Genomic DNA, 13,330 nt, shown 5'->3' with positions numbered 1-13,330 from the left:
GCTATCGTCTCAACGAGAAGGCGAGGAGTGGTTCACCTGAAGAGGATAGTAAGCGTAAGCCTAGGTTCATCCAAGCGGGACCACCTGGTGCAAGTCGACGTCCTGGGTGAGAGGTTCCAGATCGAGAGGATCGGCACAGACGGGGACGTCAAGAAGGCAGTGCGCCTAATACAAGAACTGGATGGCCAGGTAGATGCCTTCGGCATGGGCGGTATCGACCTCTATATCAGGGCTGGAGATCGAGTCTACACCATTAGGGGAGCCCTTCCCTTGAAACGGGCGGCCAAAAAATCCCCGATTGTGGATGGCAGTGGTCTCAAGAACACCCTGGAACGCAGGGTAATCCATCATGTGGCCAGGAACGTCTTTCCCCTGAAGGGCACAAGGGTTCTCGTTACCAGCTCGGTGGACCGCTCAGGTATGGCCGAGGCCTTGGTTAAGGAGGGAGCCCGGACGGTGTTCGCCGACCTGATTTACGTTCTCAACCTGCCGCTTCCCATGACCACCCTGCGCCAGATGTACTGGGTGGCCCGTGTCTTGGCCCCAGTAGTGGTAAAACTCCCCTTTGAGTGGCTTTACCCCACCGGGGAGAAGCAGGAGAAGCGTTCCCCCAAGCACGTGCGTTACTTCCATGAAGCCGAGGTAATCTGTGGGGACTTCCACTTCATCAAGCGATACATGCCAGATGACCTCCCGGGCAAGAGCATGATAACCAATACTGTTACCCCTGCTGACCTCGAGCTCCTAAGAGACGCGGGCATCAAGATCCTTGTCACAACAACCCCTGAAATGGAAGGCAGGTCATTCGGGACAAACGTCATGGAGGCACTGCTGATATCGATTGCGGGAAAGGGACCTGAAGACATGACGGTCGAAGACTACAATACCTTGCTGGATCGCTTGAATTTCGAACCCAGGGTAGTCCACCTTTGAAAGTCCGGTGGCCGTGGGAAGGGATAAGTTCGGAGGTGTAGTCCGTGGGTAGGTTCGCTTTCATAATCCACCCCCTGAACACAAAAGACATGGTAAGGAAGTATCCGGTCGCCAGGTACCTCCCGGGCTGGGTGATCGAGGCCGTTGGCCTCAGGATGAAGCCACTGCTGGTCTCGCATATTACCGGGATCCGTTCACCCCATGCCGAAACGGAGGGCTGGTTCCTGGGCCTGACTCTCACCTCCCGACAGATGGTGAGCCTTCCAGCGGACCTGGTGATTAACAAGATCATCAATGTGGCGCGAGTGGGAGAAAGACTGGGCGTGGACGTGCTAGGCCTGGGGGCCTTCACCTCCGTGGTAGGCGACGCTGGTGTTACGATATCCAAGAACCTGGGGGTTTCCGTGACAACAGGCAACAGCTATACTGTGGCCACTGCCCTGGAGGGAGCCAGGAAGGCTGCGGAATTCATGGGGATTGACTGGGATCATGCGGAGATTGCCGTGGTGGGAGCCACCGGCTCAATTGGCAAGGCTTGCTCTCACATACTGGCCCGGCAGGCCCGCAAGATGACCCTCATAGGCAAGGACCTCGGCAGGCTGGATCACCTGGCCCGCCAGCTAGTATCCAGCACCGGACTGACCCCCCGTCTATCAACGGACATCAACAGGGAATTGCCCAAGGCCGACATAATCCTGGCTGTCTCCAGTGCCGTCGACAGCATCATCCACCCGGAGCATCTCAAACCGGGGGCCGTCGTGTGCGACGTGGCAAGGCCCCGGGATGTGTCCGTACGGGTGGCAACCGCCAGGGACGATGTCCTTGTGATTGAGGGCGGCGTTGTGGAGGTCCCAGGCCAAGTGGACTTCGGGTTCAATTTCGGTTTCCCCCCGGGGCATGCGATGGCCTGCATGGCCGAGACCATGCTACTTGCCCTGGAGGGAAGGCACGAGAACTTCACCCTGGGGAAGGACCTTACGGTAAGGCAGATTGAGGAGATTAGTGCTCTCGCTAGGAAACACGGGTTCCGTCTGGCTGGGTTGAGGAGCTTCGACCGCGCCCTGGACGAAACGGAACTCCGGAGAATAAGGGATAGAGCGGCAAGGCGCAAGATGATTAGAGGCCATGCGAGTGCCTGAGAACCGTTGAGTGCCCGTTTTACCCATTGGCGAGCCCCTAGTAGCCCCCAAAGCTCTTTTGCTTTGCCTGGCAACTTGTGTTATAATCTTCTTGGCCTCCCCATGTCGGAGGCCTTTTCGGCCCTCCTGGGAGCCAGGGAAGCCCGTTTGAGGAAGGAGGAGGTCCATGGCAAGGATCCTTCTCGTCGATTTCGGCAGCACTTATACCAAATTGGTAGCGGTGGATCTTGACGACGAAATCGTCCTGGGGCAAAGCAAGTCCGTCACGACGGTGGAAGAAGACATAATGCTGGGACTCAGGCGCGCCATGGAGCGCCTGACCCGGGAAACGGGACTGCGAGAAAGCGACTTTGATACTAGGCTGGCGTGTTCCAGTGCCGCCGGGGGGTTGCGGGTTATCGCAGTGGGGCTTGTGAGGGAACTCACGGCTGAGGCGGCCAGCCAGGCAGCGCTAGGTGCTGGAGCACGGGTGTGCAAGGTGTTTGCCTACAAGCTCTCCTCTGCTGAAGCCAAGGAGATTGATGAGAGTGCCCACGATCTCATCCTGCTGGCTGGAGGCACTGATGGAGGAGATGAAGAGGTAATACTCCACAACGCCAGGGCGCTATCAGAGTGTGAGTCCAAGACGCCGGTGGTGGTGGCAGGTAACAAGGTTGTGGCCCAGCAGGTGGCTGACGTGCTTAAGCGCTCGGGAAGGGAAGTGAGGGTTGCCTCCAATGTCATGCCTGCCCTGGGCAAGATAGACACGATTCCAGCCCGGCAGGCAATCAGGCGGCTCTACATGGAGCGGATTGTCGAAGCGAAGGGCCTGGACAAAGCCAAGATGTGGGCTGACGGTACCATCATGCCGACCCCTGCAGCAGTGCTACACGGCGCGAAAAGACTGGCGGACGGTACCTACGACGAACCCGGGGCGGGAGAGGTAATGGTGGTGGATGTAGGAGGTGCCACGACCGATGTGCATTCCATAGCTGACGGGCGCCCTTCCCGGGAGCGCGCCATCTTCCGGGGCTTGCCTGAACCCTACGCCAAGCGCACCGTTGAAGGAGATCTGGGTCTCAGGGTTAGTGCGGAGTCTTTGCTCCATACGGTTGGTCCGAAGGCCCTCACTGAGATGGTGGGCGGTAAGTGCGACATAGGGGCCTGGGTCAGAAGGCTCCACGATAACGTTGGTTTTGTCCCCACAACTGGTGAAGAGCGGGCGGTAGATACTGGATTAGGCAAGGCTGCGGTCAAACAAGCGGTGTTCAGGCATGTGGGAAGGCTCAAGGAAATATCCACGCCCGCAGGGGTGTTCTACCTGCAGAAGGGCAAGGACCTGACCCATGTCAACAAGGTTCTTGGAACGGGGGGCATCTTCGCCCACTCGGAGGAGCCCAGGGTCATACTGGAAGAAGCCCTCTACCATGACAGTGATCCCCTGGCCCTGCGCCCGAAGACCCCACGCCTCTTCGTTGACCGCTCATACGTGTTGTGGGCTGTAGGATTGCTGGACGAGGTGGATAGCGACAGGGCCTTAAGGATTCTCCGGAGATATCTGGTGGAGGTATGATGGCTTACCAGCATTGATCCTACTGATGCTCTGAGGGAGGGAGAGGAATGGCACAACTCCCTGTTACGGTGGTGGGCGCTGGAAACGGAGGAGCTGCCTTCGCTGCTCATCTTGGCATCATGGGGTATGAGGTGAAGATGCTGAACCGGTCTCTCCCAAGGTTGGAGGCGGTACGAAGGCACGGCGGGATCCAGGTCACTGATGCAATCGAAGGCTTCGGGCCGGTGTCCCTGGCTACTCTCGATCCCGCCGAGGCTATAGAGGGTGCTGTGCTAATCATGGTAGTGGTTCCTGCCACAGCCCATGCCTTTCTAGCTACTCGTCTCGCCCCTCACCTGGTGGACGGGCAGGTGATAGTGCTGCATCCGGGGCGCACAGGTGGAGCCCTAGAGTTTGCCGCTGTCCTACGTAGGGAGCAATGCAGGGCGCGGGTGCTGGTAGCGGAGGCCCAGTCCCTGCTATATGCGTGCAGGGTGACTTCCCCGGGCACCGTATCCATTAAGGGTGTAAAGAAGATAGTGCCGGTGGCAGCTCTGCCCGCAAGGCATACCCCGGAGGTCCTGGAGATACTGAACCAGGCCTTCCCCCAGTTCATTCCGGCTAAGAACGTTCTGGAGACCAGCCTGATGAACATAGGGGCGGTCTTCCACCCAGCCATCACCTGCCTCAATGCAGCAAGGTTGGATGCCAAGGAGGCCTTCAAGTTCTATTCTGACGGGGTGACTCCAGCCGTGGGACGCCTTATCGAGGCTATCGATACTGAACGACTGGCTGTCGCCAAGCGCCTTGGGGTCCAGGTGGAATCAGCCAGCGAATGGCTGATTGACGCCTACGGTGTCCAGAAGGACAGCCTCTACCGAATGATGAACGCTAACGAGGTATATAAGCGGATTGACGCTCCTGACAGCCTCGATATTCGGTACCTGTGGGAGGATGTTCCCACGGGACTGGTGCCCATGGTGAGCCTGGGCGAGCTAGCGGGGGTACCCACACCCGCCTCGAGGTGTGTGGCAGACCTTGCCGGATTCCTACTCGGCCAGGACATGTGGGAGTCTGGCAGGACCGCCAACAACCTGGGATTGGCTGATATGGGAGTGGACCATGTGGTAGAATTCGTGGAGGAGGGGCAAAGCGCCCCGTAACTGGGGGGAATTACATGACCAGGATCCTCGCAGGCGCGCTGGGGGAGTGCGTGCATGTGGCTGGAGTGCTAAACTTCCTCCGGCTGGCTGAAGAGGCAGGGCACCATACAGAATTCCTAGGGCCTGCCACTCCGGTAAGGGATTTCATCGGAGCCATCCGAGAGACCAACCCGGATGTAGTAGCGGTAAGCTACCGGCTTACTCCGGAGGTGGCTGAGAAGCTCTTGACGGGGTTCCGGCATGCGCTGGAAGAGGCAGGTTTGTCCCGTGGCAGGAAGTTCTGTTTCGGCGGCACCAAGCCTGTGGCGGAAAAGGCCAAAGCGCTGGGGTTCTTTGACGCTGTCTTCACTGGCGAGGAGCCTGTTGAGGACATAATGGGTTTCTTGAAGGGCAGGCCCATGGTGGCTAAGGATGAAGCCAGCTACGCCCACACAATGGTGGAGCGCTTGAGGCAAAAGGCTCCCTTTCCTTTGATAAGGCACCACTTCGGTGTTCCGGCCCAAGATATAGAACCTACAGTGGAGGGCATACAAAAGATTGCCCGGGCTAAGGTGCTGGATGTGATCTCCCTGGGACCGGACCAGGATGCCCAGGAAAACTTCTTTCATCCCGAGCGCTGTGACCCAACGCGGAAGGGTGCGGGTGGGGTTCCTGTGCGTACCGAGAAGGACCTAGTAAGGCTATACGAGGCCTCCAGGGCAGGCAACTACCCGTTAATGAGGTCCTACTCGGGCACAGATGAATTGATCCGTTATGCCGAAATGCTTGAAAGAACCATCAGCAACACATGGTGTGCCACATCGGTATTCTGGTTTAATGCCCTGGACGAACGGGGTCCCATGTCGGTGGAGGAATCCATACGGGAACACATGCAGCTGATGAGGTGGCACGGGCATCGTAATATCCCGGTGGAGGCCAACGAATCACACCACTGGGAGCTCCGGGGGTGCCATGACACCGTAGCGGTGGCCACTGCATACATTGCAGCGTATATAGCGAAGAAGATGGGAGTTAAGGATTTCATCGGCGCCTACATGCTCCATACACCGCCCCAGATGAGCGATCGGATGGACCTGGCGAAGATGCTTGCTAAGATGGATCTAGTTGGATCACTTGCTGACAAAGACTTCCGCGTCTACAAGCAAACCCGCTCTGGGCTCCTCAGCTTCCCGGTGGATATCGCACAGGCCCGGGGGCAACTGGGTTCCTCCATCTACCTCCAGATGTTCCTGAAGCCTGACATCGTGCACGTGGTGGCCTACTGCGAGGCAGACCACGCTGCCACGGCTGACGAGGTAATTGAGAGCTGTACTCTGGCGCGGCAGGTCATTGTCAGGAGTCTCGGAGGCCTACCCAACATCACCCTGGACCCTGTGATAGACCGCAGGAAGAAGGAACTGGTAGCAGAGGTCAGCGTTCTCATGGATGCCGTCAGGACGCTGGGAGGGCACGGGGTAGAGGATGCCTTGTGTGATCCACTGATCCTGGCCCGGGCCGTGAAGGTCGGCCTTCTGGATGCCCCCAACCTTAAGGGTAACCCCCATGCCGCGGGAGCCATAGTCACCAGGGCTGTGAACGGTGCTATCCAGGCGGTTGACCCCCACAGTGGCCGGGTGCTCCTGGAAAGAGAGAGGATAGACCGGATATTTGAGACCATTGATGTGGATGTCTAAAGACCTCACGGGCTTTGCCGGGGAAGTGGCAGATCGGCCTCAGGTGAGCCTGCGGAGACCACACAAAAATCGGAAAATCGGACGATTCCTTGACAGAGCTTGTGCCTGCCAGTATAATATGTGTTGCGAAAATCTGGGAACTGGTACTAATAGGTATCCGGTCCAATGAAGTGACAGCTCAAGCACTGCCAGGCATTTCGCCGGATAGTGCTATACTTGTTAATACTATAGGACTTAGGGACGTAGATCTTTTCCAGGGCTGATGAAGTGTCAAGGTGCACAAGCCTGGCACTTTTTGGTTTGCCGTATGCACTGGCGCTTTGAATAGGCGAATCCTGCCTCACATATATTGGCTTTAGGTCATTTATTGGCTTTGGACATTCACCAAAACACTGGTAAGGGAGCGGAGCAGTGAATGGTAGAGAAAGAAGTCATCCTCACCCATGCGGGGCTTCAGAAGCTGGAGGAGGAACTGGGATACCTAAAAACCGTGAGGCGCAGGGAGATTGCCGAGAGGATTAAGTTTGCCAGGCAGTTCGGAGACATCAACGAGAACTCCGAATATGAGGACGCAAAGAACGAGCAGGCCTTCGTGGAAGGCAGGATCCTTACTCTTGAGAAGATCCTCCGGAACGCACGGCTGGTTGAAGAATGCGACTATGACGTGACCCAGGTCTGCATCGGTTCACGGGTGCGCCTCAGGAACCCAGAGTCGGGCGAAGAGGTAGAGTACGTCCTGGTTGGGTCTACCGAGGCCGATCCAGGCAAGAACAGGATCTCCAACGAGTCCCCTGTGGGCAAGGCACTCCTCAACAGCCGAGTTGGTGACATAGTTGAGGTCAAGGTGCCAGTGGGCATTCTGAAGTATGAGATAGTCTCTATCAACCCGAGAGAGGGCTGAGGCTGGAGGTGCACTTGTGGACCACGAGCACGATGTAGAATTCAGCAAGGCTGTCACGGCTCGCAGAGAGAAACTGCAGTTGCTTCGCTCCCGGAATGTCGATCCCTACGGCCCCAAGTTCGCGTTCACACACAGAGCCACGGACGTGCTTGGGGATTTTGAATCTCTCCAGGGCAAAACGGTAAGCATTTCCGGTCGTCTCATGACCGTCCGAGTCCACGGCAAGGCAACATTTGCTCACATCCAGGACATGAGCGGGCAGATCCAGGTCTACGCGCGCCTGGACGTCCTGGGGGATGACTATGAACTCTTCAGCCTGCTTGATGTTGGCGACATCATAGGGGTCACGGGGACCGTCTTTCGCACCAGGCGGGGCGAGATCACCGTTGAAGTCCATGACTTCCGCCTCTTGACCAAAGCCCTAAGGCCCTTGCCGGACAAGTGGCACGGGTTGAAGGACGTGGACATTCGCTACAGGCAGCGGTACGTGGACCTCATCGTCACTCCTAAGGTGCCCGAGACCTTCGTGATCCGCAGCAAGGTAATAAGGGCCATCAGGCGGTGGCTTGATGAGCGGGGCTTCTATGAGGTGGAGACACCCATTCTGCAGGGAGTGGCTGGGGGTGCGGCGGCCCGCCCGTTTCTAACCCACCACAACACCCTTAATCTGGACCTCCAGCTGCGCATAGCCACAGAACTCCACCTGAAACGCTGCATCGTGGGGGGCTTTGAAAAGGTATATGAGATCGGTCGCATATTCCGGAATGAGGGTATGTCGACAAAGCACAACCCCGAGTTCACAAGCCTGGAGCTATACCAGGCAAATGCCGACTACGAAGACATGATGGTAATAACAGAGGAGATTGTATCTCAGGCTGCCCGGGAGGCGCTGGGTATCACTAAGATCCAATACCAGGGGCAAGAGATCGAGCTTGCGCCACCGTGGCCTCGCATTCCCTTGTTGGAGGCGATCAGGAATCACTCCGGGGTGGACCTGGGGGATGTCAACACAGACTCCGAGGCCAAAGCGGTTGCGGACAGGTTGGGCCTAAAGATGGAGAAGCCGCCCACCCGTGGCACAGTTATGGACAAACTCTTGGAGACCTACGTCGAGCCAAGACTCATCCAACCGGCGTTCCTCATAGACTACCCTGTGGAGGTTTCGCCACTGGCCAAGAGGAAGACCGAGGATCCCAGCCTTACTTACAGGTTTGAGGGTTTCGTGGCCGGGAGGGAGATTGCCAACGCCTTCACCGAGCTGAATGATCCGGACGATCAGAGACAACGGTTCATCGATCAGGTTGCGGAGAGGGCTAAGGGGGATGACGAAGCTCATCCCATGGATGAGGACTACGTGATGGCCTTGGAGTATGGTATGGCGCCCACAGGCGGTCTGGGCATGGGCATTGACCGTATAGTGATGCTTTTCACGGACAGTCCCTCAATAAGAGACGTAATCCTGTTTCCCTTAATGAGGCCAAAGTACTGTAATTCCAGTAGGACCGTGAGTTCCTAATCGGCGGAAACCCCTGTTACGCCAGAGTTTAGGGCGTTCTCTATATTAAAGGGGCCGCCGTCGTGTTCCACAAGATCTACTTCTAGAGCGCCGGGGCGTGTTTCGTCCCAATCATAGCGCCCCAGTGGTAGTTGGGACATTGGAGACGACTTGGATCTCTTGTGAAGGGTATGATGGAATTTCGGGCAATCCCACCTCGATGTACGCCTTGCCAGAGTGGAACAACTAATCTGGGCAAGTTGCCGGCAAACACTTGTTGTAAGGTGGATCTGACCATGAGATGCCAGTATCTCAGCGGTTTCCGAAAGAAACCGGATGGAGTCTTTCGGCACATGGATAGTCCAAAGCTTCCCAGACTAACTGGATGCCAGGGAGAGACTCAAGATACTTAACCTGCCTGTGGACTTAACGGGAGGCTTCTTGCCAGGAGCATCCCGTTAAGTGCTCGAATAGCGCATTTTCTGTGATGGTCAAACACACTCACTACTTCGTCGATGATGGCAGTTTTGGCTGATTGACTCTGGGTCTTGCGGTACCGTTCATGTATCTTTTCTAAGTAGTTCGACCTGAAAGACTCAGGAGATTGCCGCTGGTAGAGAGTGAGGCGGGGAGTAGAAGAGTAGAGTCACTGGAGTAATTTCCAGTTAGTGTAACCATGAGTTATAGGTATCGATACCAAATCCCTATATAGAGGGTGTCAAAGGCGACTTACATTTGACCCAAACTGGAGATGCGGACAAAAACCTGGACTCAAAATGAGACAGGAGGATGTCCGTGTACACACTGGAAGACCGGATGAGGGCGGTCAGTCTCTACCTCAAGTATGGCGGCCACTCGGCCGCGGTTCGCCGGGAATTGGGTTATCCTACGAAGAACACGCTGAAACATTGGGTCAGGGAGTACAATGCCACCGGCGCGCTTCATGACGGATATCGCGGTCGCCCACCGAAGTACTCGAACGAGCAGAAACAGGCAGCGGTAGATTACTACCTGGAACACGGCCGGAGTTTACGCCGGAGCATCCAGGCCTTGGGCTACCCGAACCGGGAAACGCTCAGGCAATGGCTAGATGAGGCGGTGCCGGACAGGCGCGGACTGCGCTCCAAAAGGTCACTTCAGCCCAAGGTAGAATTCTCGCGTGAGCAGAAACAAGCAGCCGTTCTGGACTTGTGTTCCAAAGACGGCCCAGCCCGAGAAGTTGCTGGGCAGTATGGCGTCAGTCGCACGGCCCTGTATCAATGGAAGTACGATCTGCTCGGGAAGGAGCGCCCAGTGAGCAGGCCAAAACGGGGAAAACACAAAACCAGGGACGACAGGGACGCATTGTTGGCCAAGGTGGAGTCGCTCAAGGGACAGTTAGAGGCATTGGAAGAGCAGGTCTACCGACTCCAACTCGAACGAGACGTCTTGGAAGTGACGGCAGAAATCCTAAAAAAAGACCAGGGCGCCGATCCGAAGAAACTGACGAATCGGGAGAAGGCGGCAGCGATCGGCGCCCTGAGGGAGAGATACCCTCTGAATGACCTGCTGGGGTGTCTCTCTATGCCCAAGAGCAGCTACTTCTACCATTACGCTGCCCTATCCATACCGGATAAGTATTCCGAGCTCCGCGAGCGCACCGCATTCGCTCTGGCGGACGGACGATATGGTTACCGGCGGATTCACGCCGTTCTCATCGGAGATGGTAAGACCGTGTCCGAAAAGGTAGTGCGCCGCCTCATGCGTGACGAAAACCTCGTCGTGGTCGGTCGTAGGAAGCGCAGGTATAGCGCTTACAAGGGCGAGAGCAGTCCCGCAGTGCCCAACATCATTGAGCGGGACTTTCACGCTCAGGCCCCCAATTCGAAGTGGCTCACCGATCTCACGGAGTTTCCTCTGCCTGCCGGCAAGGTTTACCTGTCCCCTATAATTGACTGCTTTGACGGCATGGCGGTTAGCTGGAGTATCGGGACTAGTCCTGACGCGGGGATGGTGAACTCCATGCTGGATAACGCGATATCGACGCTGGCGGAGAATGACCGTCCTCTGATCCATAGCGACCGCGGCAGCCACTATCGCTGGCCAGGCTGGATTGACAGGATGAAAGCGGCTGGGCTCACCCGCTCAATGTCTAAGAAAGGTTGTTCCCCCGATAACGCCGCGTGCGAAGGCTTCTTCGGACGGCTGAAGAATGAACTCTTCTACGGGAGATCGTGGGCTGGAGTGAGCATCGAGGAGTTCATTGACAGACTCGATAGCTACCTGCACTGGTACAATGAGAAGCGCATCAAGATATCGCTGGGCGGAAGGAGCCCAATGGAATACAGGCAGAGCTTAGGCTACGCCTGAAAAGTCCAAGAAAATGTCCGCACCCCCACTTCTCTTTTCTCTTCTTGGCACCGATTGGGAATTGACCCACCCCCCTGAGGTAGAGTCAATCACGTTGGATTTGGGTAGCCACCTCCCGGTCTGGAAGAGGAGGAGAAGAAGCCTGCACGTTTCTTCTCACGGAGACGGTAGCTCTCCACGTATGTTGATGACGTGACTATGGTGACGTAGCCTATCCAGTATGGCGGCGGCGATCACCGGATCACCTAAGACATCCCCCGAATTTCGCGAAGCCCTTGTTGGAAGTGAGGATGATGCTACCGCGTTCGTAACGGGCGGATACCAAAGAGAACAAGGCAGGCGGCTTGCCGGTCACAAGGCCAAAGGCCGAACACTTTGGGGGTAAGATAGACCCGCATACGGCGCTCGAGGTGATGGTAGGCTTAAGCCTGGTGCAGGTCTTCAAGGAGGTCGTTGGCACGGGTGAAGTAGACACCGCAACCGTTTTCAATGGCCTTGATCCGAGGCCCACGGCCAGATGAGTCTTCCGCTAGCTTGGCCCGGTGGGTTCATTCGAGCAACCTCAAATGCCGCCGTACGCCAACGCTAAATGCAGCCCAGGATCGTCTGGCAAGTATGTCTTGGTGACGCATACTCTCGGTCACAATCAGCCTTCCCTGATTGCTATATTCCCACTAACCCAACCGCGCTTTGACACGACCCTGGTCATAACTGGGGCTTGTGCCAGCCCCCCTGCCCTAGTATAATGATGCCAACGGGAGTAGCAGTACTCCCCGTCAAAAACCGAATACTGGCCGCATAGGAGCCTCATTATGAGGTGAAAAGGGAATCGGGTGAGAATCCCGAGCGGTCCCGCCACTGTAACGGTGAGAGAACCCGCACGCAATCCACTGTCCTCTGGAGAGGATGGGAAGGAGCGGGTAGCTCGATGAGCCGCAAGCCAGGAGACCTGCCTGTGTGGGAGTGTACGTCACCCCTTCGATGGAAAGAGCGGTGTACACAGGCTGATACATGAGGCCTTCCACAACTGATAGGGGTGGAAGGCCTAACTGTCATTTGGCCTTGCGCGTATTGACTCTGGATCAGCGATGAAGGGGAGACTGGTCGACCCCACCTCCCCACCTTGTATGCGTGCAGCAAGACGTTAAAGGAGGGTATGAACGTGCACATCATGGAAGGGTTCCTACCTGCCCGGGATGCCATAGCCTGGAGCGCGGTGGCAGCGCCGTTTGTAATGGCGGGGGTTCGCTCTGTTGAGAGAAGTCTGGCGCAGAAGCCGAGACTCAAGGCTCTCCTCGGGGTGGCGATAGCCTTCACCTTCGCCCTCTCTGCCCTGAAACTACCCTCAGTGACGGGCAGCTGCTCCCACCCTACCGGAGTCGGGCTTGGCACGATCCTTTTCGGACCATTAGTAATGGCCCTAACCAGTTCAGTCGTACTGCTCTTCCAGGCGCTTCTGCTGGCACACGGCGGCATCACCACGCTAGGAGCGAACACTTTTTCCATGGGCGTCGTGGGCCCTCTCATCACCTATATGGTTTTTCGCCTTGCACGCAAGGGAGGTCTCGGGATCGGGCCGAGTGTGTTTGCGGCGGCGGTGTCAGGGAACATCGCCACCTACCTCACTACCTCCCTTCAGCTGGCTCTGGCCTACCCTGACCCCACGGGCGGGATCATCTTGTCCCTGGTGAAGTTCGCCGGCATCTTCGCGGTCACCCAAGTGCCCCTGGCTGTGACCGAGGGACTTCTTACCGTCATGATGGTGAACCTTCTGTTAGCTTACAGTACCTCGGAGATGAGAACCCTGGGTCTCATTGTGGGAGGAGGGAAACAGGTATGAGTCTTCTTGTGAGAAACGGGTTGCTCCTGTTGGGAGTCGTGGCGCTGACCGTCCTTTCCCTAGGCTTGCCCTCCTGGATTAGCGGGGGCGAGGCCGCCTTCGAAGGCGCAGACCGCCGGGCGGCAGGGTTGGCTCAGGAACTTCATCCAGACTACAAGCCCCTGGCGAAACCCATCTGGGAACCACCCAGCGGGGAGGTAGAGAGTCTCATCTTCTCACTCCAAGCCAGCGCCGGAGTGGGCTTCATAGCATACTTCATCGGCCACCGGAAGGCACTGGCCAATCTGAGAAAACAGGAGTCCTGAC

10 protein-coding genes, 1 pseudogene and 1 riboswitch are annotated in these 13,330 nt (G+C 57.0%); of the genes and pseudogenes, 10 read left to right on the top strand and 1 reads right to left on the bottom strand.

Features of this window, described 5'->3' with window-relative positions; genetic code table 11:
• Positions 1 to 36 precede the first annotated feature (36 nt).
• The 8 genes from AB1576_08155 (at position 37) to AB1576_08120 (ending at position 11,184) form a co-directional block, all read left to right on the top strand.
• A complete protein-coding gene (locus AB1576_08155; GenBank protein MEW6081732.1) occupies positions 37 to 933 on the top strand; it encodes a quinate 5-dehydrogenase in 897 nt (298 codons plus the stop codon).
• Between the two features lie 44 nt (positions 934 to 977).
• On the top strand, positions 978 to 2,072 hold the full coding sequence (locus AB1576_08150) for a shikimate dehydrogenase (protein ID MEW6081731.1): 1,095 nt from the start codon (positions 978 to 980) through the stop codon (positions 2,070 to 2,072).
• 166 nt (positions 2,073 to 2,238) lie between these two features.
• The gene (gene glmL / locus AB1576_08145; protein MEW6081730.1) at positions 2,239 to 3,624 is read left to right on the top strand and encodes a methylaspartate mutase accessory protein GlmL; all 1,386 of its coding nucleotides are present in this window, start codon (positions 2,239 to 2,241) and stop codon (positions 3,622 to 3,624) included.
• 47 nt (positions 3,625 to 3,671) lie between these two features.
• Complete coding sequence (locus AB1576_08140) at positions 3,672 to 4,766, top strand: NAD/NADP octopine/nopaline dehydrogenase family protein (protein MEW6081729.1); 1,095 nt, start codon at positions 3,672 to 3,674, stop codon at positions 4,764 to 4,766.
• A 14-nt stretch (positions 4,767 to 4,780) separates the two neighbouring features.
• On the top strand, positions 4,781 to 6,439 hold the full coding sequence (locus AB1576_08135) for a cobalamin-dependent protein (protein MEW6081728.1): 1,659 nt from the start codon (positions 4,781 to 4,783) through the stop codon (positions 6,437 to 6,439).
• Positions 6,440 to 6,854: 415 nt separating this feature from the next.
• Positions 6,855 to 7,340, top strand: coding sequence for a transcription elongation factor GreA (greA, locus tag AB1576_08130; protein ID MEW6081727.1), 486 nt, complete (start codon positions 6,855 to 6,857; stop codon positions 7,338 to 7,340).
• A gap of 16 nt (positions 7,341 to 7,356) precedes the next feature.
• The gene (gene lysS, locus AB1576_08125; protein MEW6081726.1) at positions 7,357 to 8,856 is read left to right on the top strand and encodes a lysine--tRNA ligase; all 1,500 of its coding nucleotides are present in this window, start codon (positions 7,357 to 7,359) and stop codon (positions 8,854 to 8,856) included.
• A 774-nt stretch (positions 8,857 to 9,630) separates the two neighbouring features.
• Positions 9,631 to 11,184 (top strand): IS3 family transposase, encoded by a 1,554-nt coding sequence (locus tag AB1576_08120; protein ID MEW6081725.1) that lies wholly within the window; start codon positions 9,631 to 9,633, stop codon positions 11,182 to 11,184.
• An 89-nt stretch (positions 11,185 to 11,273) separates the two neighbouring features.
• On the opposite strand, the pseudogene AB1576_08115 reads toward AB1576_08120, so the two are convergent.
• Positions 11,274 to 11,710: pseudogene (locus AB1576_08115) on the bottom strand (ATP-binding protein).
• A 257-nt stretch (positions 11,711 to 11,967) separates the two neighbouring features.
• Positions 11,968 to 12,156, top strand: a riboswitch (cobalamin riboswitch).
• Positions 12,157 to 12,355: 199 nt separating this feature from the next.
• Between AB1576_08115 and AB1576_08110 the strand changes: the two are divergent.
• On the top strand, positions 12,356 to 13,024 hold the full coding sequence (locus AB1576_08110; protein MEW6081724.1) for an energy-coupling factor ABC transporter permease: 669 nt from the start codon (positions 12,356 to 12,358) through the stop codon (positions 13,022 to 13,024).
• Positions 13,021 to 13,329 (top strand): energy-coupling factor ABC transporter substrate-binding protein, encoded by a 309-nt coding sequence (locus AB1576_08105; GenBank protein MEW6081723.1) that lies wholly within the window; start codon positions 13,021 to 13,023, stop codon positions 13,327 to 13,329. The genes AB1576_08110 and AB1576_08105 overlap by 4 nt, the downstream gene beginning before the upstream one ends.
• Position 13,330 lies beyond the last annotated feature (1 nt).

This window comes from Bacillota bacterium (assembly GCA_040754315.1).
GTDB lineage: Bacteria > Bacillota > Sulfobacillia > DUSP01 > JBFMCS01 > JBFMCS01.
This window is presented reverse-complemented; position numbering and strand designations above follow the sequence as displayed.